At 32.6% G+C, this 24,998-nt stretch carries 23 protein-coding genes and 1 pseudogene; 2 read left to right on the forward strand and 22 right to left on the reverse strand.

Annotated features, from left to right (window positions below):
• Nucleotides 1-6: 6 nt before the first annotated feature.
• From DWV06_RS05530 to DWV06_RS18810, 22 genes and pseudogenes are all read right to left on the reverse strand, one after another.
• Nucleotides 7-774 carry an AraC family transcriptional regulator gene (locus DWV06_RS05530; RefSeq protein WP_115481186.1) on the reverse strand — a complete coding sequence of 256 codons (768 nt, stop codon included), beginning with the start codon at nucleotides 772-774 and terminating at the stop codon, nucleotides 7-9.
• Between the two features lie 210 nt (nucleotides 775-984).
• Nucleotides 985-1,311 (reverse strand): hypothetical protein, encoded by a 327-nt coding sequence (locus DWV06_RS05535; protein WP_115481187.1) that lies wholly within the window; start codon nucleotides 1,309-1,311, stop codon nucleotides 985-987.
• A gap of 84 nt (nucleotides 1,312-1,395) precedes the next feature.
• On the reverse strand, nucleotides 1,396-2,205 hold the full coding sequence (locus DWV06_RS05540; RefSeq protein ID WP_115481188.1) for a MerR family transcriptional regulator: 810 nt from the start codon (nucleotides 2,203-2,205) through the stop codon (nucleotides 1,396-1,398).
• An 84-nt stretch (nucleotides 2,206-2,289) separates the two neighbouring features.
• A complete protein-coding gene (locus tag DWV06_RS05545) occupies nucleotides 2,290-3,393 on the reverse strand; it encodes an Acg family FMN-binding oxidoreductase (protein WP_115481189.1) in 1,104 nt (367 codons plus the stop codon).
• A 10-nt stretch (nucleotides 3,394-3,403) separates the two neighbouring features.
• Nucleotides 3,404-4,072: a TetR/AcrR family transcriptional regulator gene (locus DWV06_RS05550; protein WP_115481190.1), complete on the reverse strand. Its 669-nt coding sequence runs from the start codon at nucleotides 4,070-4,072 to the stop codon at nucleotides 3,404-3,406.
• A gap of 156 nt (nucleotides 4,073-4,228) precedes the next feature.
• On the reverse strand, nucleotides 4,229-5,083 hold the full coding sequence (locus DWV06_RS05555) for a DUF6544 family protein (protein ID WP_115481191.1): 855 nt from the start codon (nucleotides 5,081-5,083) through the stop codon (nucleotides 4,229-4,231).
• Complete coding sequence (locus DWV06_RS05560) at nucleotides 5,080-5,571, reverse strand: MarR family winged helix-turn-helix transcriptional regulator (protein ID WP_115481192.1); 492 nt, start codon at nucleotides 5,569-5,571, stop codon at nucleotides 5,080-5,082. Before DWV06_RS05560 ends, DWV06_RS05555 begins: the two co-directional genes overlap by 4 nt.
• Before the next feature lie 311 nt (nucleotides 5,572-5,882).
• Nucleotides 5,883-7,694 carry a glycoside hydrolase family 13 protein gene (locus tag DWV06_RS05565; RefSeq protein ID WP_115481193.1) on the reverse strand — a complete coding sequence of 604 codons (1,812 nt, stop codon included), beginning with the start codon at nucleotides 7,692-7,694 and terminating at the stop codon, nucleotides 5,883-5,885.
• Between the two features lie 16 nt (nucleotides 7,695-7,710).
• On the reverse strand, nucleotides 7,711-8,988 hold the full coding sequence (locus DWV06_RS05570; RefSeq protein ID WP_115481194.1) for a sugar ABC transporter substrate-binding protein: 1,278 nt from the start codon (nucleotides 8,986-8,988) through the stop codon (nucleotides 7,711-7,713).
• 12 nt (nucleotides 8,989-9,000) lie between these two features.
• On the reverse strand, nucleotides 9,001-9,819 hold the full coding sequence (locus DWV06_RS05575) for a sugar ABC transporter permease (protein WP_115481195.1): 819 nt from the start codon (nucleotides 9,817-9,819) through the stop codon (nucleotides 9,001-9,003).
• Between the two features lie 13 nt (nucleotides 9,820-9,832).
• Nucleotides 9,833-11,122 (reverse strand): carbohydrate ABC transporter permease, encoded by a 1,290-nt coding sequence (locus DWV06_RS05580; protein WP_115481196.1) that lies wholly within the window; start codon nucleotides 11,120-11,122, stop codon nucleotides 9,833-9,835.
• 349 nt (nucleotides 11,123-11,471) lie between these two features.
• Nucleotides 11,472-12,383: a LacI family DNA-binding transcriptional regulator gene (locus tag DWV06_RS05585; protein ID WP_115481197.1), complete on the reverse strand. Its 912-nt coding sequence runs from the start codon at nucleotides 12,381-12,383 to the stop codon at nucleotides 11,472-11,474.
• A gap of 176 nt (nucleotides 12,384-12,559) precedes the next feature.
• A complete protein-coding gene (locus DWV06_RS05590) occupies nucleotides 12,560-15,430 on the reverse strand; it encodes a hypothetical protein (RefSeq protein ID WP_115481198.1) in 2,871 nt (956 codons plus the stop codon).
• A 96-nt stretch (nucleotides 15,431-15,526) separates the two neighbouring features.
• Nucleotides 15,527-15,928 (reverse strand): (deoxy)nucleoside triphosphate pyrophosphohydrolase, encoded by a 402-nt coding sequence (locus DWV06_RS05595; protein ID WP_115481199.1) that lies wholly within the window; start codon nucleotides 15,926-15,928, stop codon nucleotides 15,527-15,529.
• A complete protein-coding gene (locus DWV06_RS05600) occupies nucleotides 15,925-18,936 on the reverse strand; it encodes a DUF3427 domain-containing protein (RefSeq protein WP_115481268.1) in 3,012 nt (1,003 codons plus the stop codon). Before DWV06_RS05600 ends, DWV06_RS05595 begins: the two co-directional genes overlap by 4 nt.
• Nucleotides 18,937-19,491: 555 nt before the next feature.
• On the reverse strand, nucleotides 19,492-20,037 hold the full coding sequence (locus tag DWV06_RS05605) for a DUF2812 domain-containing protein (protein WP_115481269.1): 546 nt from the start codon (nucleotides 20,035-20,037) through the stop codon (nucleotides 19,492-19,494).
• On the reverse strand, nucleotides 20,034-20,354 hold the full coding sequence (locus tag DWV06_RS05610; protein WP_115481200.1) for a PadR family transcriptional regulator: 321 nt from the start codon (nucleotides 20,352-20,354) through the stop codon (nucleotides 20,034-20,036). Before DWV06_RS05610 ends, DWV06_RS05605 begins: the two co-directional genes overlap by 4 nt.
• A gap of 106 nt (nucleotides 20,355-20,460) precedes the next feature.
• Nucleotides 20,461-20,775, reverse strand: a pseudogene (locus tag DWV06_RS05615) (transposase); the annotation flags it as partial.
• Nucleotides 20,776-21,051: 276 nt separating this feature from the next.
• Nucleotides 21,052-21,201, reverse strand: a complete 150-nt coding sequence (locus DWV06_RS18320; protein ID WP_155522617.1) for a hypothetical protein — start codon at nucleotides 21,199-21,201, stop codon at nucleotides 21,052-21,054.
• A 13-nt stretch (nucleotides 21,202-21,214) separates the two neighbouring features.
• Nucleotides 21,215-23,011, reverse strand: a complete 1,797-nt coding sequence (locus tag DWV06_RS05620) for an AAA family ATPase (protein ID WP_115481201.1) — start codon at nucleotides 23,009-23,011, stop codon at nucleotides 21,215-21,217.
• A 149-nt stretch (nucleotides 23,012-23,160) separates the two neighbouring features.
• Nucleotides 23,161-23,445: a hypothetical protein gene (locus tag DWV06_RS05625; RefSeq protein WP_115481202.1), complete on the reverse strand. Its 285-nt coding sequence runs from the start codon at nucleotides 23,443-23,445 to the stop codon at nucleotides 23,161-23,163.
• 136 nt (nucleotides 23,446-23,581) lie between these two features.
• Complete coding sequence (locus DWV06_RS18810; RefSeq protein ID WP_193726001.1) at nucleotides 23,582-24,154, reverse strand: ankyrin repeat domain-containing protein; 573 nt, start codon at nucleotides 24,152-24,154, stop codon at nucleotides 23,582-23,584.
• A gap of 166 nt (nucleotides 24,155-24,320) precedes the next feature.
• Here DWV06_RS18810 and DWV06_RS05635 point away from each other — a divergent pair, with 166 nt between their 5' ends.
• A complete protein-coding gene (locus DWV06_RS05635; RefSeq protein ID WP_115481203.1) occupies nucleotides 24,321-24,584 on the forward strand; it encodes a type II toxin-antitoxin system prevent-host-death family antitoxin in 264 nt (87 codons plus the stop codon).
• Nucleotides 24,581-24,913: a type II toxin-antitoxin system RelE/ParE family toxin gene (locus tag DWV06_RS05640; protein ID WP_115481204.1), complete on the forward strand. Its 333-nt coding sequence runs from the start codon at nucleotides 24,581-24,583 to the stop codon at nucleotides 24,911-24,913. The genes DWV06_RS05635 and DWV06_RS05640 overlap by 4 nt, the downstream gene beginning before the upstream one ends.
• Nucleotides 24,914-24,998 lie beyond the last annotated feature (85 nt).

Consider the following 24,998-nt stretch of genomic DNA (forward strand, 5'->3'; position numbering starts at 1 on the left):
AATTGCTCACTTTATCGTCAAATTATTTTTATATTCTCTGATTGATAATCCCATATACTTTTTAAATAAACTGCACATATGACTTTGTGCCGCAAATTCAAGGTCCTCTGCTATCTTAGTTTCAGACTCATCCTCCCAAATTTTTCTTTTTATTATACACAATTTCTTTTGCATCATATACTGTTTAGGTGTTATCCCCATCTCCTTTTTAAATAATCGACAAAAATAATATTTAGATACAAATAACTCCTTTGCAATCTTTTCAATACTACATTTTTCATAAACATGAGCGTTAATATATTCAATTGCTCTATCAACAATTAAATTGTGTCTTGGTATCCTGACTTTAGATCTGAAATCTATTTTTAATTTTAAAATGCCTAAAATTGATTCAAAAAATTGTTCTTGATCTTCATGTTCTTTATAATCCTCACACAGTTTTTCAATAGAGCCTCCAATATTTTTAAGTACATATCTATTGATACAATAATCGTTCATCCTATAAGCCAATTGGTCTTTTATGCAAATTCCGATATATGAAAATTTAGAAACATATTTCAAAACAATCTTTACATTAGAAGGCACTATAAATACCATTCCCTGTTCTAATAAATATTCTTTATTTCGCATCTCCAGTCTGGCATTTCCACGTATAATTGTACCAATTAAAAAACAATTATACGTATAAAATGGGAACATTATGTTCCCATCGCCTTCGATAATTTCTACAGAATCCTTCTGATAAAATTTTATATTATTTTTTTCCGACTGCATAATACTCTACCCCTTTTAAACAATATATATTTATTGTATAGTTTATTCCCTTTTATACTCCTACTTATTTTACTAAAGTCCACTTTTAGTATAATAATACAAATTTATCGACCTATCAATAAAAAATCAAAAAATTAAAAATTCTTATGAAATTCAAACAACTATAAGACCGTACTACGAATCCTGTACGGTCTTACATATTTCACAATATTATTCGTATATTTTTGAAGATGATACAAAAGTAAACACAGAAACACGTTCTACAGAATTTCCCCAGACTTCTTTATATACATGACTAATATAATCTGTAATTATCTTTTCTTCCTTATATATCCCAGGAACATCATAATAAGCTGCAACAATATGAAATACATTACAAATACAATTATTTTGATAAAGCTGTAAACCTGCATAATATTTTTTATATTTTTTTAGCAAATTACAATTTAACTCTTTTACAAACTTTATATAGGAACATTCTAATCCCGGTTTAACTGTATTCGCATTAATATTATAAAGTAACTTATCTGAACACATAAATTGCCTCCAATGAAAGAAATACCTTACTTTTATAATATGATGCATAAAGAATTTGTTGCAATTATAGTCTGAAACTATAATCTATTTTTTTACAATTGGTATTTGTAATTCTGTTAACCAATCTTCTTCTGATTCTTTATTCCATATCCCATCAATGTAACTCTCTCTAGGATTATCTGATACTATATAACCATTATCTTCAATCCACTTAAAAGCGAACGCATAGGCTTTAGAAAGTGCCGCATAAGAACCTTTATGCATTACAGAAACAGCTTGAACACTTTCTATCTTCTTAAATTTGATGTTCCCGGTATCATTCCCCATCTTTTCTACAGCTTCGCAAAACTCAACATTAATGTCTTTTTCTTTGTACTCTCCGTCCAGATAAATGATGAAGCAGTATTCCGGTTTTGAGCATTTTAAATCGGGATTGGCTTTCATACATTCTTGACCAATAGCCGGTATTACTTCAAAATAAGCGTCATAATTGGGAACCGTAATCTTTTTTGAGTAAACGATACACTCCGGTAATTCTTTAATGATTGCTTGATATTCCATATAAATTTCCTCCTCTTTTCCCTGTAATATAAAGTCAAGTCTGGAAAGCTGTTCTGCACCACAAGCAAGTTCGGCCTGCAACTCACTTTTTCTTTTTTCTAAAATTCCATTCACATTTTTCCCCATCAGTAATAATCGGATTTCATCAATGGAAAATCCTATCTGACAATAAGCCCGTATATTATGAAGCAATAGGAGCTGTTTGGTCGTATAAAACCGATAACCCGTCTCCCTATCTACTAATGCAGGTTTTAACAGACCCACTTCATCATAATAACGTAGTGTTTTTATTGTTGTCTTCGTCATTTTAGAAAATTCACCAATACGGTACATCTACCTCTCTCCTTCCTTGTAGCAATAATTTATATGCTCCCCTAAGGGGAGGGTCAAGAGTTTTTTTAAAAAAAGGAAATTTTATTATTTCGTTGTAATATAGGTATTAAGATCACGGCGGTTCCCCGTATTTTTCCCATAATCATTTACATATCCTACACGTAAAATCATCTGTGCCGTTTTTTTCAGATTTAAATCTTTTTGTAACGCTTCCGCAAAAGGAGACGTTTCCAAAACTGCACTCATTGGATGTACTGAAATCCCAAGCTCAACACATTTAATCCACAGTCTTTCTGTATGTATTCCGGCATTTATCCAGCCGATCATATTATCCTCTCCTGTAACAACAAGAAATGCTGCACAATTTTCAACTTGTTTTTTAGCCGTATCTATTCCTTGTTGTGCAAACTTATCTCCCTTTGCACTTTGTCTATCTGCCGTCCAATAATATAAAGTCTTCACAATACCTTTCAGCCCCATCTGCTCGGCTGAAATTCCATCCTGTTTCTCTATGACTTCTTTATCAGAGAAACGCATCCATTCAGCTAATTCGTCTCTAAACCTTTCTTCAGCCGATTGCTTGGTAACTGCTTCCAGCGTCTCTTTCTGCAAATATGCAAAGCCTTCTGTTTCTTTTGGAAAGCATACGGTATCTTCCCCTTCTAACCTCTCAACTGTACTTTGAGATAATATTTTATCTTGATAAGCGGTTTTATCCGTATGTCGTTTTTCTAACGTATTAAGAACTTTTTTATCAACTGTATTATTTGTTTTTTTATAAACAACCTTTGCTATATTTCCATTTGTATCCGGTTTTTCAAATATTGATAGCTCCATTTCAAAACCATATGCGTTAAATGCAGCTTGTAAATTCGCTATATAACAGCCAATTGATAGATAAGCTTCCCGATTTTCTTCATCTACTACCTTAAGTAATCTTTTATTATCCAGTCCTATATATAATTCATTTATGCTTGGATGTAATTGCAACTTCCACATCTGTGCATTATGAGAATTCGGTGCTAAAGATGCATAATATAATACTTCCTGTATCTCTTCATCAACCCCTGAAAGTCGTTTATCAGTCTTAATCTCTACCTCTTTGCCTAATTTAGCTGCATAAATAATCACTCCTGCTATTACTATAGCTGCCAAAATTAAAATTCCAAATATCATTTTTTTCTTCATCCTCTCATGCTCACTCCTTTATTACTGATTTGTACAACATTTGATATGCTGCTTTCATATACGTTTCCTTGGTGATTCCTAGTTTCTCTTCCATATATCCTTCTTTACGACTTGCCAACAAAATAATCCCATATAGGCTTGCCCACAAGGACATAACAGTAGTTACAGGTTCCATTCCGGATTGTAAAATACCATCTTTTTCAGCACGTTGAAGCAGCGATACAAGTTCTGAATTGATTTCCTCACCAATATTATAAATTTCCAAAAGAACTGGCTGCTCCTCAAAATCAGATTCTTTAACACTGATTTTCCCTACAATACTATCAAAATAAAGTGGATTTTCATCATGAAAGTCTGCTAACGTATTACACAAAGAATAAAAACAGTGTTCAAAGTTTTCCGTAGATACTGTAATATTTTGGATTCGATTCTTTAATTCTTTCATGCTTTCAAAAACAATATGATGGTAAATTTCCTCTTTACTTTTGAAATATGCATAGAGCGTTGCTTTACTATAATCTGCCTCTTTGGCAATATCATCAACGGTTGTTTGTGCAATTCCGTTTTTATCAAACTGCTTCTTTGCTGCAGCTATAATATTACTTTTATTAAATTCAGTCCGTCTTTCTTTTCTTGTTGTAGTCAATTTTTCAAACCTCTTTTCATACTTTAGTTTCATTTATTATACTACCAGTCTAATTATTAGTCAATATTTTTATTTTGCTCAAATTTTCATAAAGCAAAAAAGATTCTATGCTTGCGCAAAGAATCTTTTCTAATAAAATTTACACTTTTTCATCTCCATGTGGATAATTTTGCCCGATATTTCAATTTTTTACTTTTCGTTATTATAAACAATACTCTTAATATTATTAAATTTACAGTAACAATAATCCCCCTCAGGAAAATTCCATATAGCTTCACCATAGGAAGGCAGGTTCAAACCGTTAATTACTTTATACTCTTGAAATGGAGTCGTCCATTTAGTTTTTTGGTAAGTACCATTATTATTAGCATAGTACCTGTCTTCACTTGTAAAATTTATCAATTCACCCTTTTCATTAAAATATAATATGGCAGTAACCGTACAATACTCTGTCTTAAAAGCAGCATGAACCGTTGTATTATCAATCTGTTCCCAGGTAATTCGCTTATCAATAAGAGTAGCTGGTGCAAAGAGGCACATATCATTCAGTAAAGTTACGGTGTCGCTGATTCGCATTTCTTTACCTTTCGAATTAATAACCGTAAACAACCCTGCAAATTTCCCAACCATAGATGCCCCCTCATCCGTATAGGAATGTAAAGCATAAACGGGAATTCCAAACATATTCATTCTAAGATAGAATAATCTTACTAGTTCATCGTTGATAATGTTATTTTGCTCAATCTCAATCTTTGCCCAGTCAGAATCTCTATTCATCTTAATCTCACCATCTGCAATCACTCGAAAACTGTGCACTTTTTCTTTGCCCAGCACACCTGTATAAGTAAGATACTTCTGAACGGGTTTTGGTAAATTCTTAATATCCTCTTCTGTAAGTATCTCACTTTTAACAACTTTGTTTTTTTCAAAAGCCATTTTGACCATTTTCTTGTATTCTCTTTGAATACCCTTTGAAACATAAACCAAAATACATATAACTACTACGATTAATAAGATGACTATAAATACATGACTTTTCTTCATTCACTTTCTCTCCCAGCTAAATTGCTATCTATAAATTCATCAATCTTTTCCATTACTTTTGAGATACAATCTGATAAGATATTGGTTTCTGCAGAAGTTAGGCCGCTTAATATCGACGCTATGAACCTATTGTCCATATCCTCTCTATTTTTCCAAAACAAATTGCATTTTTCGGTCAGAACAAGTCTATATGCCCTTGTGTCATGTTCATCCTTTCGAATTTCAACAAATCCATTCTTTTCCAATTTTAATGCAAGCTGTTTTATGTTCTGACGCGAATATCCAAGCAACCCCGATACCTCAGTAAGCGTTGGTGAACGATCAGTAAACTGGCTAATTGCAGCCAGTAAAAGCCATTGTTTTGTTGTTATGTTGTCCTTATCAAGATATTGATCACAAACAATTTGTAATCTATTCGCTAATAAAAATAAATTTCCAAAAATGATGGCCTGCTGGTTTGTTTCTTGCTGATTTTCTTTTATATCCATAAAACTTCCTTTCTAAAGCGTAACATATTACCTATATAAGTAATATATTACGTATTAGAAATAATGTCAAGTTCAAAATTTATTAAAATGATTTTCCATCGATAGTATGGCAAACATAAAATTTATAAATTTATGCCCCATCATACTTATACTTCCTAAATTGTTGCACGAGAAAAGCATCCACAATTTGTAGATGCTTTTCTCATGCTACACTATCTTCTTTGTTGGGATTCTATACCCTATAAATTTTGTTTGAGTTGTTAGCTCATTTCTTGATATCACTATAACATGGCCAAATTCAAAATCAATAGTTAATCATAATTTTGCATATGAGACTTCGATAATATTAAAAATTCATATGGCTTTAATATCAGATTTTCTGTAGTTTCTATTTTTTCTTCCCTATAAATTTCTTTAAAGATTTTGTTTCTCATTTCATCCGGCAGTATAATCTCTTCTTCTTTCTCATTATTATGTATTACTACATACATTTTCGAATTTTTTGAGGATTTCTTATAAATAACCGTCCCTGTAACATTATCTGCTGTTAACCAATGTATATTTGTGCTTTTGCAACACGAATTTGTTTTTCTTATCTGAATTAGTTTTTGTATATGCCTTTTCAATTCATGATCTGTTTTTGCAATATCCCATGGCATAAATTTTCGATTTTCCTCCATTCCATCAAGTCCTAACTCACTTCCGTAATAAATACTTGGCGAGCCTGCAAATGTCATTTGTATCACATAAGCTAACATTACCGCTTTTATATTTCCACGACATATACTCATTATCCTTGCTGTATCATGACTGTCTAGCAAATTGAACATTACTTTCTGGACCGGCTTTGGATAAAAAGATATTAATTCACTCATTCCATTTTTAAACTGCTGCGCTGTAAAAGATTTTTTCCTTTCTTTCCCTAACTCGCAGGTCCCTATAAAATTCCATATTTGATTCATAAATTCATAGTTCATCACTGAATCAAATTGATCTCCACCTAACCATGGCATTGAATTATCCCAGTTTTCTCCCAATATATACAAATTGGGATCGATATCTTTCACACGTTTTCTGAACACTCGCCAAAAATCATGCGAAACCTCATTTGCCACATCTAATCTCCAGCCATCAATATGATATTTTTCTATCCAATAAGTCGCAACATTCAATAAATATTCTCTGACCTTTTGATTTCCGGTATTCCACTTCGGCATTTGAGCGACATATCCAAAAGTTTTAAAATTATTGAATTTCACTCCATTTATTTCAATCAATTCATTTGGTTCTTTTGTATCATCAACTATATAAAAACAGTCATAATACTCTGATTTTTTTCCCTTTTTTAATACATCCTGCCAGAAAGGATGCTTATTTCCACAATGATTGAAAACTGCATCCAGCATAATACGTATTCCTCTCTTGTGGGCTTCTTCTACTAATTCAGCAAACTCTTCATTTGTACCAAAATCAGGATCAATTTGTTTATAGTCTATTGTATCATATTTATGTTCACTGCCCGCCAAAAAAATTGGGGTGAAATAGATACCGTTAATTCCGATTTCCTTTATATAATCAAGCTTTTTTATAATACCTTTTAATGTACCATGACTTTCTCCTGAACTCTCTGTATTTTCATTAGAAAAACTATATGGAAATATCTGATACCATATGGTATCTTCCACCCATTTAGGTGCTTGATAAATATCCTCTGTATTAATATAAGGAAAATTATAATAGTTCCATATATTGTTCTCTTCCTCTGCATTGTTCTTCAAATCTACAACGTGATTACTTCCATAAAAATATTTCTCTGTCTCGTTTTCAATAACAAATCCATAACGGATTCTTGACCATACAAACTCTTCCACTGACGCAAACCAGACATCATGATACTCTGTTTCACACTCTTTGGCCATTGGAATCTCCACAATTGTATTGGTATCAAACACATATTTTTCAGAATCTTCCTTACTTGGAATCCAATTAAACGGGTCCACTGCGCGAATACGAATTCGTTGGGCATCATTTTTTCCAACCTTTATTCTAACATGAATTGTTTTCTCATCATAAGAATATGACATTTTACTTTTAGGCTCATGAATAACTGCTGCAAAATTCATACTAATTTCCTCCATCCTACTCACTTTCTACCAATGCATCAAAATCCTTCTGAGCTTTTCTGGCTCCTTCAGTCGGGGTCATTTTTTGCTCAAATACTGGATTTATAACTCCTTGAATTACTGTCCAATAGTATGACATTCTTTTCACTGCAGGCATCGGGACTGCATCTTTGAAAGCCTCTGCAAATACTCTTAATTGTTCATCATCTTTCAGACCTGAAACATTGGATATATCTTTTCTAGATGTTATTTTATAAACCTTTTCGTACAATAAAGATGCTGCTTCTTCTGATATTAAATAACTTGCAAATAGTTGTGCTGCTTTTGGATAATCCGTATATGCAGAAACATAAGCATTTTGAATACTTGCAAATGATTTCATTTGTTTTCCACCCCAAGTCGGAAGAGTCGTTACTCCAAAATCAATGTTATCTTCTTTCAAAGTCTTTACAAGCCAGGGACCACTTGGATAATATGCTGTTTTTCCTTCTTTAAAATTTTGCTCCAATTGAGACGCTGTTTCCATTTTCAGGTCTTCCGCTTTAATAGGAATAATTTCTTTAAGTGCAGAAATATTTTCTAATCCTTTTTCAAATTCCGGTGTCTTAAATCCTGGATTGTCATTATCTGTTCCATTTTTACCAAATACCGAAAATCCATCTAAACTTAAAAATGGATATGCTGCAAACCCATCGCTTACTGCTGTTAAATACCAAAATTTATTTTCTCCCGGATTGTTATACGCTTTCGCTTCTTCTACAATTTGTTCCATTGTTTCTGCCGGCTCGTCTTTTACTAAGTTCTTGTTGTATAACAAACCGTATGTTTCTACAGATACCGGTACACCGTATAGTTTCCCGGCTTTTTCCACTGATTTCACAGCAGTTTCATTTACTTGTTCCTTTATTTTTTCTGTAACACTATTATTTAATTCCAGTAAAAGTCCTGCATCATGCGCTGTAGAAAATGTATCATGGGCTGCCATAAAGATATCAGCACCATTACCTGAAGGTCCGTCCAGCATCATTTTATTCACTGCATCCAGACCGCTTTCCTGTACGGTAACCTTAACTCCATATTCTTTTTGAAAAGATTCTGCAACCGCTTTTCCATATTCTAGTTCTCCAGGTTTTGCCCAAAATAGCAATTTAGCACCTTCTTCTGCTTTTAACTCTTTAGTATCTTCCTGCACCTTAGTAGCTTCTGTAGGAATTACTTTTTTACCACACCCTGTTAAAACTCCAACTATCATTATACCTACCATTAACTTACAAATTATTTTTTTGCTCTTCATATTTTTTCCTCCTTAACCTTTATCTGCACCTGCTGCTACACCTTGAACAAGGTACTTTTGAAATATAATAAATACTAACGTAATTGGGATCACTATCAACAATGCTCCTGCCGCAAACATCCCAAAATATGTACTTTCCCTTCCTTGAATAAACGCAAACAGACCTACTGCAAGAGTTTTGCTTTTATCATTGGATAGTAATATATTCGGTAAAATATAGTCCATCCATGGCAGCATAAATTGGGATACTGCACAATATGTAATAATAGGTTTGGATAGTGGAAGCACTATCTTTCTAAAGGTTTGAATTTTAGTACAGCCATCTATATAGGCAGCCTCGTCTATAGACTTAGGAATTCCATCTAAATACCCTTTTACTAACCAGGTATTATATGGAATCGCGCCAACCGAATATACTACGATCAAGGAAATCGGCTTCCCCATTAATCCAATTGTCTGAAATAAAGTGTGTATTGCCGTCATAGACAAAAATGTCGGAAACATAGATAGTATCATCATTGCTAATAAACTGGTCTTTCTCCCTTTAAAATTAAAACGCGACATTACCCACGCAGTCACCATAATCAAAAAAACGGAACAAACCGTACTGATCAATGCAATCTTTAATGTATTAAAAAACCATAATTCATAATTTGTTTCACTAAGCAACTTTTTAAAATTAATTAAAGTCAGTTTCGATACCGAAAGTTTACCTGCAACTCCATTTGCTTGAAAAGTCGACAAAAGAATCCAAATTACAGGAACCAGCACAATACAAGACATGATAATTAGTTCTACATTTACTATAATTGCTATTATTTTTTTCTTCATGTCTACTTCCCCCCTATAATTCTTTGAACGATACTGTTCTTCTAAAATTCCATAATGATACTACCCCTACTATGAAGAACAGCAAAACACTCATAACTGCTGCTATATCAAACATTTTTTGATCCAAGGTCAATTTATAGATCCATGAAATCAAAATATCTGTATCACCGGCAAACTGCATGTTTGCATTTGCCGGACCGCCTTGTGTAAGGAAGTATATTAGCCCGAAACCATTAAAATTCGCCGCCATTGTCATAATTAAATTTGGCATGGTAGCTTTAAAAACTAATGGTAGTGTAATCTTAAAAAAACACTGGAATCGATTAGCTCCGTCTAAGGATGCTGCTTCATACAAACTTTGATCCATATTAGCCAAAATGCCTGACATCATAACCATAAACATCGGGAATCCCAACCATATACTAACAACAATAACGGTAACTTTAGCAGTTAAAGGATCCGACAGAAACGGGATATTCTCTCGTATAAGTCCGTGTTCCAACAAAAACTGGTTAATAGGACTAAATTGCCCATTTAAAAGATTTCTGAAGACCAATAAGCTTACCATTTGGGGAATTGCCCAAGGCAATATCAGTATGGTCCTATAAATTTTCGTCCCTCTTGCTGCTTTATGATTTAAGATAACTGCTTGAAACAGCCCTAAAAAATATGTGCCAAAGGTAGATGCCAATGTCCATATCACTGTCCATATTAAAACCTTAGAAAAGGTCTCAAACCAGTTAGAAACTGTAAACAACTTTTTGAAATTATTTATCCCCACCCAATCTAAAAGCTGGCCCGGAGGCAAATGATCTCGGTTATAATTTAAAAATGCAGTTAAAAATGTAAAGACAATTGGCATAATAACAACAAAAAAGAACGCTATTCCTATAGGAACTAATATAAGATATGGAAAGACTTTTCCAGTATACTTTGCCGAATTCCAGGCATCCCATAAATTCCATATGTAAACCACCAATAAAAGCAGCAGAATAATAACCGCCATTATCCCATTAATCAACAATATTGTAGAATGATCACCATAACGCCCCCCTGCTTTTTCCCCTAAAGTGATTAATCCCCATATTCCTTTTGTAAAAAAACCTCCATGAAGACGTATGGAAAAGTCAGTGATTAACCCTTGTGCATACTCCAACCAATACCCAGTAAATAATTCAATAATGATAGGTAATAATTGAAAGGCAAATAAAAGAACTCCTTTTAATCTTTGCTTACAAATAAAAAATTGACCACTTCCCCACAGAACCATAGACAACAAAAACGCAGTTTTCTTTTTATTCATTGATTTTTCATCATCCCTTTCACTTCTCTTAAGCATATATCGCTAATGCTTATATTATTGCTTTGCTTAAGCGTTTAACTAATGTAAGTTTAAGCATTTTGCTAAATATTGTCAATCTTATTTTGTTAAATATTTATATTTTGTTAAATATAAACAATCTACTATTTAGTAATATTTACTTAACCATGATTAAAATCTTTTTATTAAGCAAATACCTATCTTTACTGCACCCTTATAACTTCAAGTAATTTCTTGGTTCGTTCTTATTTATTAAGCACTTACCTATTTTTAAGTATAAAAAAAGGAAATTGTGAATTTTAGTTATTATCACAATTTCCTTCAGAAAAATTTATTCTATTCGAATATATGTTACTTCATCTACCGGCTCTTGTTCATTTACGAGAAGTAACTTTTCCATTATTTCTACCGCTTTATTCGCCTTTTGTTTATTACTAATTATCATTGTTTTTGTATCGGGTAATAACATATTATCATTATCTGTATGTACCACTACTAAAATATTCCTATTATCCACATAGTTTTCTACTTGCATCCCCAATAATTCACCTATCACCAATCCTTTTTTATTTCTATGTACATTCAAAAATTCAACCAAGTCATTTCCATATTGATTAACAAAAATATCTTCTTCTGCAACTTTTTTTGCAATTCCGCATAATAGGTTTTTGTTTGCATAATTTTCCATCACTACATAAAATTCATTCCCCAAATATTCCTGAGCTTTTTCTAAAATTTCTACCGGATTGGCTAAAATCTTGCAAAATAGTGCATCTTTCACATATCCATCTATAAAAATCGTCGGCACATAAAACTGTTTTGCTATCGCTTTTAACGTTTCTTCTTTCATATCCATAACAAATACAGCGTCCAAAGAGCGTCTCCTGCTAATAGAGATATCCTGATCCATTTCTTTCGTAGCAAGAAAAAAAACATCATATCCTTTTAAATTCAGAAGTTTCTGCATTTCTCTAGTCAAGTCATAATACTCATATAATTTGCTTTTTCTATTTTTTTCTTCCATATTTACAATAATTCCTACCAGCATACTACGTTTACTTGATAATGACTTTGCAGCCATATTAGGAACATATTTTAACTTTTTGGCGGCTTCAAACACTTTTAAACGTGTGTCATGACTTATTCGTTCTGTTTCCAGATAATTCAACACATATGAAACGGTTGCCGTTGAAACTCCCGCTTCTTTTGCAACATCTTTCATTGTAATTCGTTTCTTTTCCATTTGTATATCTCCTTTGAATCAGGCATTATTTCATCATACATATATAATAAACATTATTATATTATTTTTACCATTCTTATAGAGTTATTTTACTATGGATATATTTGACTCGCAAGTTTCTTAGCAGAAACAAAAAACAAGGCAAAAAATGAAGAACTTCTATTCTAACAATGTATTTAACCATTGAAAAAGCAGTTACTGGAAATTTCTTTGCACACCTTTCTAACAACAAATGATGGATCCTCTTCACATTTTGAAATAATATATTCCCTTGTTGTTTCAGCAACTACATTATTCTTTATAATCTGACTAAGAATTAAGTTCTTAATGTAAACACAATCATAATTTACTAATTCAAGAAGTTTCTGCTCTATAATTTCATTATTATCAAATTTCTTACCCAAAGCTAAAAGAATAAACGTTGTATTCCATCTAACATCTAAATTATCATTTCTAAGCCATTGTAAAACATTCTGCAACAAAATTATTTCTACTTTCTCTGGCAGAGAAATATCTTTATCTATTTCATAATATTTTTTGATGATAGTTAATACTTTTATTGTTGTGGCCGTATCATTCTGAATTTGTGACAAAGCCTCCATAAAATCATAATATACATCCAAACCAATAGTAAACGCTAATAAACATAAACCAATTTTCAGAGAAACTTTATCAATATTTGATGAAAAGAATATATTATCTTCAACTATAATACTATCACGATTTTCACATAGTACCTTTAACTCTTCATAATTAGCCTTCAATAGTTTAGGATTTTTTTCAAGAACACAATTCAGTAATGAAACTGCATCTACTTTTGTATTTATATCCTCTTTTGAAGCTGAAATTGTATCGATTAGTACTGGTATCAACTCATTTATCATTCCTTCTTCACATACAAAACCCTCATCTAGAATAATAGCCCTAAGCGTTTCTATTTCACATTCACCATGTCCAAAGAAAGTTCCATTTTTGCCTTGTTTTTCATTATTTGATTTTATTTGATATACATTTTTTTTAACAAACTCCGAATAAACATTTTGCTTATCTTTTGTTGTTTCTAACTTATAACTATTATTATAAAAATCAGGCATATAACTTTCGATTTCCATATCAAGTTTCAAAGTATAATCTTCGTTTTGTTTTTTGAAATTAGCTAAGAAGAATGGTGCATTTGAAATTTGTTCTCTTCCCTTTTCATCTGCAATAGTACCAACAATATATTCTAATAATCTATTTGCCACCTCTTGGCTCATTTTATTCAGATCCAAGTATTTCTCCATAAATTTAAACATATCCGTATACCATCGCATATATTTCTTTTCTAAAAACGAACAACATAATTCTGCTAATTCGTCCTGTTCTAGTCTAAAGGCAACCCCACCTAAACATTTAAAAATGCTTTGTCCAATAATAACAATAGGTTTTTGTGAATATATCCACTTTTCTATTTCACTAATGATATACACTTTATATTTTTCAAATTCAAAATCTGATAGATAATATCCAACACACCCAAACGCACGTAACTCTACTATAAATCGCCTATGCTTAATTGGATTATTTTTACAAAACACCATTATATCCTTTGCATCTTGAGCCTGTAAATTATTTAATATTTCAGGATATGAATTTAAAATTCTATCAACTTCTTTATCTTTACCAGAATAAATGGCCATTTTTAGTAAATCGCGTCTTAAATTCCAATCCTCATATTTACATGTAAGGTAAAAAAGAAAAACTCTAATCTTCTTATAAAGCATAAGAATATGAGTTAGTGACCCATTATACATAGCTACAACAAGCAAACTCGCAAGTAAATCTCCATATTGCTCAAAATTATTACCCAAAGAAATTGTGTATGGAGATTCAATTTTTTTCTTATAGAGACCTTCTATATATTTTTCTTCAAGTGATACATTTATTCTATCAATGACTGGATAAAATAATTGTTCTTCACATTCATTCAACTGTTTCTGTGCTTCAGATTCTGAAAAGGTATTATTCATCGTATCAAGCACTGACTTTTGGTTTCTTAAGTCAATAAGGATATCCTGAATCAACCACATCGGTTGATTATTATTTCTGGCTATACTCAAAGCCTTATCTAAAGATTCAATACATTTTTCCACATTACCTGAGAAGAATTTTTGGATTGCATCCCATCGTAATTGAACAACTGAATGAAAATCATCATTTTGTTTTTCTTCTAATAAATTTAAATACATTCCAACATTAAATTGTCTTATTGGTTTATTTTCAAACAAAACTTGAATAAATTCAACACCCCATACATCTAATTCACTAGTTTTTACTTTTTCCTTCATTATCTTTGCACTAGAAAAGCCAACAGTTATTTTCAAAATATATTCTTTGCATTTATCAAGATTTTTTAAAGCCATTTTAGGCATTATTGAATTTTGTATTTTCTCATAATCTTCTATATTTACCCTATTAATATCTTCTAGTACTTCCATACTTCTATTAACTAATTTCCCTTTACAATAATAATGGTATACATTAACAATATCATTTATTAGCGCTTCTGCTCCTTTTATACACAAATCTTCGAACTTATGTATTGTCTTACTTTTTGCATAATTAGCACCCATTAGACTCTTTTCTAAAGCAGTTTTTTCAGTAGAATTTTCATCACAAAAATAATATATAGATTTTATCTTATATTTTTGTGCTGTATCTATTTCATTTTGTACTCCTGATCTTACCCCGTCTTTATTATCTATCAGAAAAATACAGATATCTGATTCCTCCAATGCCCATGTATAATGTTCTTTTGCAGTTAATGTAGACGATTCTTCTCCTTCAAAGGTATATACAATAGCAAGTTGAGTCTCTTCTATTTTTTTTCTTAATTCTGATCGCATTTTATCATATTTCCCACTATCTCCACATATCGAACTTATAAAAACCTTAATTTTATATCCCAGTGATGTATTATCTGAAATCGGCAGCCCATTAGAACTACCTGTATACTCCCATGAAAAGCCGCCTACTGGTGTACTTACTCCTGTTAATCGTATTCCCATATTTATTCTCCTAAACTAATTATCAGCACATTTTTTTACTAAATAATTACTCAAGTATTACCCAACTATCATATTACTAACAACTATCAATAATATCTAAATTTTTCCCTCAATAGAATGTATTATCGAAATATCTGCTGGAAGCCATTCCACTGAATTCAGTTCATCTTTTATCAACCACTTTGCATCATCATGCTCGTTTAACACAAGCTCACCCGAAACAATCTCTGCCCAAAAACAATCCATGGAAAGATGAAATGTCGGATAATCATATTCTATCGTATCAATTAGATCTCCTACTGAAATCTCCGCATCCAATTCTTCTTTAATTTCTCTCTTTAGCGCCTCATAAGGCGTTTCACCATCTTCAATTTTTCCACCAGGGAATTCCCAGCCTCCTTTGAATTCTCCATAACCACGTTGAGTAGCAAAAATTATTGGTTCTCCCTTTTCATTAACAGATCTAATCACTGCAGCCACTACTTTAACTATTTTCATCCTGCCTTCACCTCCTCTTTCTTAATATTACTCTGTAAATAACGTAATAAATCCTCTCTAACTGCATGATGCATCTTCATCTGCAATTTTGCGATATCACGTTCTTTTCCGTTATTATCCTTCTTACGAGCTGGTTTAGCTTCTATTACGTCAAATTGTCCCATGTAATAGAAATATGTTTCTGCATCACATTTTTTAACTAAGAGATGTTTTCGTGGTGCTGTCATTACATCCGCAACATAAGAACTATCAATTCCTCTTCCTATTTGAGAATCCCAGCGAAAAATCATATTATCTTCAAACGCATCTGCATAATCTGGTTTCCCATCTACATAATTCTTATCATCAGAACTTTCTTCTTTATGATAGGTTACAAAAATAAATGCATCGTCATCTATTCGCTTCATTCCATACATGATTGATGATAGATCCTTGCCACAATTCATCAAAAGGCTCACATCACGCCTTGAATATTTTTCATACAAAACAAATGGTGTGTTCTCTGCATGATCAACGGAATATTTTTCACGATATCTTCTTAGCCCCACTTCAATAATATCATTCACCTGTTTGTAAAATTCCATATGCTGCAGACGATCTGCAAATCCCTTAAGTCTACGTAACATACTATTCTCATCGTAATTTACAATATCAATATGACAGTACTTTTTAAGCTCATTCTCTTTGCTTACAAATTTTCCCTGCAGAACTTCTATCGAATTTTCAAAAGAAGCTAAATCAAATTCAAAGCCGTATGTCTCCTGAAATTCTTGTTTCATCTGGTCAACATTGATCACATCATGGAGTATAAAACGTTTTAGTATCTCAAGCTCATATGGTCTTGATCCACTAAGTACTGTCTTTGACAAATACTCTAACGTAATCATTTCCTGTTCCGTTATTTTTCCAGCATAACCTTCCTTCTCTACAGATTCCAAGAAACCTTGATATGTCTTATATTCCCGTACAATTACAAGTGGATCGACTTCTCCATTTTCATAAAAGTCAAAAAGATAGGGAACTCTTCCCAATCGGTTTTTCAAAGAAATATAACTTTCTTTGATAATCGCTTTCATACCCTTGATCTTATCAATTGATGAAAAAATCTTGTCCTTTGCAATCTCATCAAAGTGAACAGTTGAAGCGCCAGGAATTGTGTTATTACCACTAATCACATATTTACGAATAGTGTCTGGATTATAAGAACGATCTCCTGATAATGCAATTGGAATCATAAAGTTATTATTGTAATTCCCAATAAAGTCCAAAATTACAACATACTCTTTTCCCTCCGCTTTTCTAAGACCTCTTCCAAGCTGCTGAATAAATACGATAGGCGACTGTGTAGGACGAAGCATAATTACCTGATTGACCTCTATAATATCTACACCTTCGTTTAAAATTTCAACAGAAAAAATGTAATCCAATGGCTGTCTCTTTTCAGAAGCCTGTCCTTCATCCATTGCCAATCTTTCAAATGCTTCTTGCCGTTCATCTTCAGACGCATTGCCATTCAATACAATTGTTCTATATGAATTTCCTGTTGCTGGATTCTTTATCTGATTAAACTTTGCAGAAAGGCTTTCAGATTCATCTATTCGGGAACAAAAGATTAATCCCTTCACACGTTCCCCACTATATCCATAATAATCAGCCTGTTTTATTATATGACGTACACGTTCATCCCCTGTCAGCTGGTTAAAATCTCTTTCAGATATTTTTTTAGCTTTGATCTGCTTGTCATCCATCACAGAAATATCGCTGATTCCAAAATAGTGAAATGGACAAAGCATATTCTCTTCCATGGCCTGCTTAAGTCGAATCTCATATGCAATCTGATAATCAAAAATCTCATAGATATTTTTACCATCAATTGTATCATCTCGCTTATCAGGTGTTGCTGTCATACCAAGCCAAAGCCTTGGCTTGAAATAATTCATTACCTTCTGATACGTATCAGCAGACGTATGATGCGCTTCATCTAGTATTATACAATCAAAAGCATCTGGATCATATTCTAATAAATGTGAATCTCTATTCAATGTTTGAACTGTTGCAAATACATAATCACAATCATATTCATGATATCCAACTCCAACTAATCCCATTGAAACTGACTTCGCAAATACCTTTTCATAAGATTTTTTTGTTTGACGTGCAAGTTGTCCTCTATGAACTAAAAATAATACTCTTTTAAACGAAAGTTCACGCATAGCAAATGCTGATGCATATGTCTTTCCTGTTCCTGTTGCTGAAATTAGAAGAGCTCTTTCTTTACCTTTAGCTAATATTTTTCTAAGATTAGAAATAAATCGGACCTGCATTCTATTAGGCTGTAATCGATATTTTTCAATAGATGAAATTTCATCCAATTTTGCAATCTCGCGCTGACGCTTAATGATTTTATATCGTTCTTTATATGTTTCGTAAAATTCATCTAACTCAAGTGTATATCTAGAGTCCCAAAGTTCATTAAATTCCGCAACAATCTCATTCGCCATCTCACCCTGCTCAGTAGATACCAGTTTTGTATTCCATTCACGATTACTGGTTAATGCTGCACTTGTAATATTTGAACTACCAATAATGATCCTATAAATTTCATCCTTCTTAAAAATATATCCCTTAGTATGAAAGCCTTCATCAGCCGCTTTTACATCAAACATTCTAAGCGTAATATTCTTCAGTCCATTTAATTTTTCTAATGCTCTAGGCTCACTGAAATTCAAATAATTGGTTGTAAGAATCTCTCCAGGAATATTTTTCTTCTCAAGTTCCTTAAGTGTCTGAAGTAGAGGTGTAATTCCACTCATAGTAATAAATGCTACACTGATCTGGAACTGATCACATACTAAAAGCTCATCCTCAATGGATGAGAGTACCTTCTTTCCTACTTTATTATTGTTTGAAACAAACTGCGGCTTATAAGCTAAATTAGAAGAAAATGTTCCATCAATGTATGCCGATTCAAAACCATTCCTTATTTCTGCTAACTTTTCATTTGTCATGCACCTAGTCCCCTTTTCCCAAATTTGGTACCCTTCTCCTCTTGCAGAATCAAAAATCCACTGCATGTTTTTCTCAATTATATTATAAAACTCCTTTTCTGAATTTCATTTTCTATAGAATTCATAATCCTTTTACTGATTTACCTCCAAAAAACTCTACAACATGTACTTTTTAGTATATTCTTTTGAGCGAACATTTTCAACAATTTCTACCATTTTTATTCTTCAAGTATTACTTTTGTGTACTGTAAATGACGGCTTAAGCTACCTAAATCTATCGTACAGTTTTCAAAGTTCTATTGCGTCTATTTTATAGACTCAAGTAATCAAAGACGCTCATGAAATAATGTCAGTATGTTTATCGAATGCTCCCCACTAAAATTTCCTTTCAAAAAAGTTTATTATTTCTATCTGTTTGCAAAAAAAGTCGCTAGATTTCTCTAACGACTTTTCTTTTGATTATTGTATTAACACCCTTGTAGGCTTTACTCAAAAAAGAACTGAGTTAAGACTAAAACCATTTGCCCAAGTCCTCTCACCCCTTGTTTTACTGTCTTAATTCAATGACTTCCAATATTTCCAAAACTGTATACCAAACGATGTAAATAGTATCAGATATACAAAACCTAAGATTATAAAGATTAATGTTAATCCATTTGACAATGACCCTTTCAAATTACTATGCACTAATAATTGCGGAATTATTATAGTGAAAAAAATAACAATAAGAGGAATCATTCTACCCTTAAATACTTTTTTCATCATTTCTAATCTAGATGTATCATCGCAGAATATTTCCTCGTTACCATTCATTTCCGATGACGCTTTTCTAAAATAGCTATATCCAACATAATCTTGCAAATACTCCCATCCACAATCACGAAACATTTGTACATATTCAACTTTATTTGCAATTCCTTCCTGATTATAATCCAATTGATAAACCACATCCTGCGCTTCACATTTTTCAAAATGATACAACCCAATAAAATCAACTTTCGTAAACGCCCATCCTTTATTATGTTGTTGTCTTAGATAATCTTGTTCTTGCCTCCACTGAGGAATTGTGAAAAATCTAAACTCTATCTTTGTATTCTTCATAAGCATCGTACCTCCTGCATATTTCGATATAAACGTTCTATTCGATTCATTTCCAATTCTAACACCTGTTTTCCTAATTCTGTAATATGATAAATCTTTCTTTTATCCTCTTCTCTTACAAAGCAAATAAGACCATCCTTTTCCATCTTTGAAAGAGTTCCATACATTGTTCCTGGACTTATTCTAATTGCGCCTTCTGTTAATGTTTCTACTTTTTGTACAATGCTGTAACCGTGTGATTCTTCTCGTAAACATAAAAGAATATAAAAACCAGTTTCTGTCATAGGAACATATACTTTTTTTATATGATTATCCATTAATACACCTCTATTTTATTTGATATATCGCAGTGCAATGCTCGTACTTCGTAGTATATCACTACGATATATATTTGTCAATTTTTAGTCAAAAATAAAAAAGTGACTACGTCATCTCATTAATAGCAAATTTTTTACTATGTGTTTTTTTACATCGCATTTGTTTTTTATGATATTTATATAGGTTTTGACCAATAGAAACTAGGTATATCTCTAGTTTTACAGAATCAATTCCTTTTCTTACAATTCTCTTATACCAGCGGTTATTCTTCATGATACCAAAGGATCCTTCCGCCTGTATGGATCTGTTGATTCTTAACGCACGGTTCTTATCTTCTGTCTTTTTACTCTGTTTTGTATAAGGACAACCTCTACAATCTTCACAGGCATACACTACTTCCTGACGTCCATATTGATTCCCTCCATGATTCGTCAAAAGTCACTATCAAGAAAATCTGAAATAAACATTGGCAAAATGCCCTGTTTTAGTCTAGAATAAGTTGTGGTTTTATTTTTCATATGCAGTTAAATTTTACCACGTAAAGAGGATTCCCAACTCACTAATGTGAATTGAAAATCCTCTTTCTATTCTATCAAATACTGTTAGCTTAAAATAAGAAGTAACAGAAACTACCATATTGCTATCTGTATCCATATAAATCACATTTACACTATTACCAATTGCAGCGTAAATACTTTATTCATCATCAATTATACACCAGTGATAACCATACATCATATTTCTATACTCTTTGCCCCAAAAATATGTAGGCATTGACAAAATATCAATCCGCTTAGAAGGTACTATTTGTTTTACGGTAGCTTGCTTATCAATAATTGTATACATCGGCAACCTCCATCTACAGTGTTTTCAAATATTCTTCTACATTCAGATACTTAACTCCTTCTGTTTCCATTGCTTCTCCTCGATAAATTACATACCTACCAGTAATGTCTCCAAATCTATGAATTGTCATTGCACATTTTTCTTCATCCTTAAGGTGTCTATACTGCTCCGGAACCTGTTCCTTACTATATTTCACCTCATAAATCTTACAATTAAGTGTTTTAGGATCAAAAACAACCATGTCAAATTCACCTACCGTAAACTGTAGTTTAAATACCGATTTACCTGGATTAGCAATCTTCGTTTCAAGAAGAATAATATCCTCCATCATTCTTCCTTTAATTTCATTCAATAACCTTTCCAGCACACGTTGTCTCTCTGTAACTGAAAGTTCGTTAAACTTCACATCAAGAAGCATATTTTCTACTATCGCATTAGCCTGTGAATATCTCATTCCAGGCTGCGTAATAATCGTAACTTTTCCTTTTTGGCTTACTTCCGGTAAAGACACAAGGTCAATTTCCATCACCAAATCTAGTAATGCTAAATATTCCTTAATCTGTTGCATATGACTATCTTCTATGTCTATGGTTTGCTCTTCTTTATTCAGAATATCAAGTGCTTGCATAATACCAAAGGTTACTGCATCTAAATCTAAATGTTCTTTGATATTAATTGGTGCAACTCTGTCTCGCAACATATTAGCTGCCGTAACAGAAATATCATGAGATTTAAATGTTCTCTCAACAACACTACGTGTAAAGCTATGATTGATATTTTCAACCACTCGATTAATAACGTTTGTTAATTCTCCTTGCTCATATAAATCTAATAAATGACGGAAGTGTCCTCCATACTGGTACATTTTTAGCGAATGCTGAATATTCTTCGCAATTGCTGTATCAATATATTCATTAGAACTCTTGGCACTTGAAAATGTAGTGTCTTCATTATAGTTATTTCCACCTAGACTCATCGTTCCCCCGTAGCGAATGTACTCATCAATTCCCTTTATACCCAACACTTCTTCAAACTCACGATATGGAATAAATGTAGTATGCAACATAATACATCTATCATAAAGCTGTTCTTCCTTAGAAAAAACAAAACCTAATGAATCTGTACCAGATAACACAATTTTCATTCCGCTACTTGCATAAATATCTGAGAAAATCGCTGCTCCCTCAATAAAACCTTCCATTAAGGTTACTTCATCAATAAACACATACTTAAAGTCTTCTTTTTCAAGTTTTTTCAAATCCGCATCTACATCAGACAATGTATCGTTTGATTTTACTTGAATAAACGCAGCCTTTTTGAACTCCGATTCCGGCAATTCCGTAAGAATTTGACGAATCATTGTTGTTTTTCCTGTTCTTCTAAGTCCATAAATAATAAATACTCTGTCCTGTGGCTTACCAAATATATAACTTCGAAGTTCTTCTATACATTCTCTCTTTTTATACTTTTTAGTAAGCGCTATCTGCGCAGCAAGACGCTTTCCTGTTCTTACGGTTGTCTTGTAATCCTGTAGTTCTTCATCCTCTTCTTCCAAGGATTCCACCGGCATTACCTGTGCTTTTAATTCCTTTAATTCTTTTTCTAATGATTTACGCTTCTCTATTTGCTCACGCAACTCTGGAACAGCCTTAAAATCAATATAGCTTTCTGTTCTTTTTCCATTTCTAGTAACACGATGATAATAGTATTCTTTTTCTTTAATCTTCTTCGTTGTAATACTACCTTCAGGTAAAATCGCTATCTCTCGTTCAAGTTCAGCAATTTTATTTACAAGTTCTTCTTGACTCATAAAAAACACCTCCTTCATCTGTTATACCCATTATACCACTCGTCATTGTTGCGTCAAGGGTATAACTGCTTCACTGCCTATAATAATGGATCATTCGCATAACTTTTAGAGTAAAAATGATCCAATTCATCACCTTCATGATTGAAATCTTACTTTGTAAACAATATTTCAATATCACCATCAACAAATCCAATGCTTATGCCTTGATACTCTTTTAATAAACCAGAATACAATCCTTGTGCTAAATACTTTCTAATTATCTCTATCATTTTATCAAGTATTACATTCCAAGATGTTTCCTCTATCCAAGACAATGGATTATCTCTTGTTCCAAAATCAAAAACTTCATCGCAACTCCAATCCTCATCTTCTAAGTCAAAGCTATCTGTTCCTACCAATTCTATCGACCATGTTTTTTCACCATCTTCATACAAATTGAAATTCAATGCAATAACAGAAGTTGGAATTGTTTATACTAAAATACTATCTAACCATTTTTCAACTTCTTCATACATATTTTCTTTCTCCTTTTAGCTTTAAATTCATATACTCAAACAAAATAACCAAATACTATATATTAGCTAATATAAATTTTTCTACACGACAATCGTTAAATTTAACAATTGCATTTTGAGCTAATTCTAACATACTTCTTCCATTTGTTTGATATGTTACATCAGCCCCTTGCTGTATAAGATATTTTACGGATTTATATTCACCAAACCACACTGCCAGTACAAGAGCATCATTTAATACTTGTTGTTTTTTATCTGCATCAACATAAGTAAAAAGCTGCGCAATAATAGCTACTTGTTTTTCTTCATATTCAACTATGTGATGTCTAAACCTTAGTGTGTGCTGAATATACTCGCTCGGATTACATAATTTAGGTAACTGGCCTAAAATATAATCAAATATTGTTATATCACAGTTCGCACATGCTGGAAATAAAACTTTAAGCATGTGTGTCTCATTATCGTATGCACAGCTGTCAGTTTCATCCTCAATGCTTTTAGGTCCATTATGCTGTCTTTGAAGTTCTTGAATGGTCGTAACAATCACCTGACGATCATCGGACTTTAACTTCTTCTTTAAATCACCAACATTTTCGGTTTCATCTACATCTATCAAATCTACTTGCAAAGCACATCATCATCACCATCAGTATGTTTAACTTGCTCTGTAAGATTTCTTCAACTCAACAAGAGCGTATACAATTACAAAAACTGACATATATTAATACCAGATTTCCATTGACCATATAACAAAATTCGTGTATAATTTTGTTATAAACAAGGAGGTGTTTTATATGCCAACTATTAAATCAAGTGCGGAACTTAGAAATAATTACAACGAAATTTCCACATTCTGTCACACTTACACTGAACCGGTGTTCATTACCAAGAACGGTAAAGGCGACCTTGCTGTTATGAGCATTGAAGCTTATGAAGAAATGAACAGCCGCTTCGAACTATATGGTCTGATTAAAGAAGGACTTGATGATATTGTTGATGGCAATACCCGTCCATTCTCCGAAGCAATGACAGCCATCAGGAGTAAACGTAAACGATGAGTTATCGCATACACATCACATCCGCAGCTGAACGGGATTTGAATCGTGCCGCAGACCATATTGAATTCGTTCTTAAAAATCCCAAAGTAGCTGATGACCTACTTTATGAAGCTGAAAAACAGATTAATTCTCTTGCCGATTTTCCTGAAAAGTTTCGGTTAGTAGATGATTCTGTCCTCTCTTCTTGGGGCATCCGCTTTGTCATTGTAAATGGATATCTTGCTTTTTATACGATTTCCGAAGAATACGGTCTTGTTATTGTTGTCCGCTTCCTCTTTCAAAAAAGCAATTGGAACTCCATACTTCGTCAGGGTTTTCCCCTGATTTAAGGAGCCTGAAACGTTATCAGGTTCCTTTTTTAATAGACACAGAGCCACAAAAAGAAAGGACACTTCAACGCCCAGTTTGATGGGA

It is taken from the genome of Anaerosacchariphilus polymeriproducens (assembly GCF_003363435.1).
In the GTDB taxonomy this organism is placed as follows: Bacteria; Bacillota; Clostridia; order Lachnospirales; family Lachnospiraceae; genus Anaerosacchariphilus; species Anaerosacchariphilus polymeriproducens.

Excerpts from the sequence above, each read along its gene's own strand:
- DWV06_RS05530 (WP_115481186.1), bottom strand. The coding sequence starts at position 774 with ATGCAGTCGGAAAAAAATAATATAAAATTTTATCAGAAGGATTCTGTA.
- DWV06_RS05535 (WP_115481187.1), bottom strand. The coding sequence starts at position 1,311 with ATGTGTTCAGATAAGTTACTTTATAATATTAATGCGAATACAGTTAAA.
- DWV06_RS05540 (WP_115481188.1), bottom strand. The coding sequence starts at position 2,205 with ATGTACCGTATTGGTGAATTTTCTAAAATGACGAAGACAACAATAAAA.
- DWV06_RS05545 (WP_115481189.1), bottom strand. The coding sequence starts at position 3,393 with ATGAAGAAAAAAATGATATTTGGAATTTTAATTTTGGCAGCTATAGTA.
- DWV06_RS05550 (WP_115481190.1), bottom strand. The coding sequence starts at position 4,072 with ATGAAACTAAAGTATGAAAAGAGGTTTGAAAAATTGACTACAACAAGA.
- DWV06_RS05555 (WP_115481191.1), bottom strand. The coding sequence starts at position 5,083 with ATGAAGAAAAGTCATGTATTTATAGTCATCTTATTAATCGTAGTAGTT.
- DWV06_RS05560 (WP_115481192.1), bottom strand. The coding sequence starts at position 5,571 with ATGGATATAAAAGAAAATCAGCAAGAAACAAACCAGCAGGCCATCATT.
- DWV06_RS05565 (WP_115481193.1), bottom strand. The coding sequence starts at position 7,694 with ATGAATTTTGCAGCAGTTATTCATGAGCCTAAAAGTAAAATGTCATAT.
- DWV06_RS05570 (WP_115481194.1), bottom strand. The coding sequence starts at position 8,988 with ATGAAGAGCAAAAAAATAATTTGTAAGTTAATGGTAGGTATAATGATA.
- DWV06_RS05575 (WP_115481195.1), bottom strand. The coding sequence starts at position 9,819 with ATGAAGAAAAAAATAATAGCAATTATAGTAAATGTAGAACTAATTATC.
- DWV06_RS05580 (WP_115481196.1), bottom strand. The coding sequence starts at position 11,122 with ATGAATAAAAAGAAAACTGCGTTTTTGTTGTCTATGGTTCTGTGGGGA.
- DWV06_RS05585 (WP_115481197.1), bottom strand. The coding sequence starts at position 12,383 with ATGGAAAAGAAACGAATTACAATGAAAGATGTTGCAAAAGAAGCGGGA.
- DWV06_RS05590 (WP_115481198.1), bottom strand. The coding sequence starts at position 15,430 with ATGGGAATACGATTAACAGGAGTAAGTACACCAGTAGGCGGCTTTTCA.
- DWV06_RS05595 (WP_115481199.1), bottom strand. The coding sequence starts at position 15,928 with ATGAAAATAGTTAAAGTAGTGGCTGCAGTGATTAGATCTGTTAATGAA.
- DWV06_RS05600 (WP_115481268.1), bottom strand. The coding sequence starts at position 18,936 with ATGACAAATGAAAAGTTAGCAGAAATAAGGAATGGTTTTGAATCGGCA.
- DWV06_RS05605 (WP_115481269.1), bottom strand. The coding sequence starts at position 20,037 with ATGAAGAATACAAAGATAGAGTTTAGATTTTTCACAATTCCTCAGTGG.
- DWV06_RS05610 (WP_115481200.1), bottom strand. The coding sequence starts at position 20,354 with ATGGATAATCATATAAAAAAAGTATATGTTCCTATGACAGAAACTGGT.
- DWV06_RS18320 (WP_155522617.1), bottom strand. The coding sequence starts at position 21,201 with ATGTATACAATTATTGATAAGCAAGCTACCGTAAAACAAATAGTACCT.
- DWV06_RS05620 (WP_115481201.1), bottom strand. The coding sequence starts at position 23,011 with ATGAGTCAAGAAGAACTTGTAAATAAAATTGCTGAACTTGAACGAGAG.
- DWV06_RS05635 (WP_115481203.1), top strand. The coding sequence starts at position 24,321 with ATGCCAACTATTAAATCAAGTGCGGAACTTAGAAATAATTACAACGAA.
- DWV06_RS05640 (WP_115481204.1), top strand. The coding sequence starts at position 24,581 with ATGAGTTATCGCATACACATCACATCCGCAGCTGAACGGGATTTGAAT.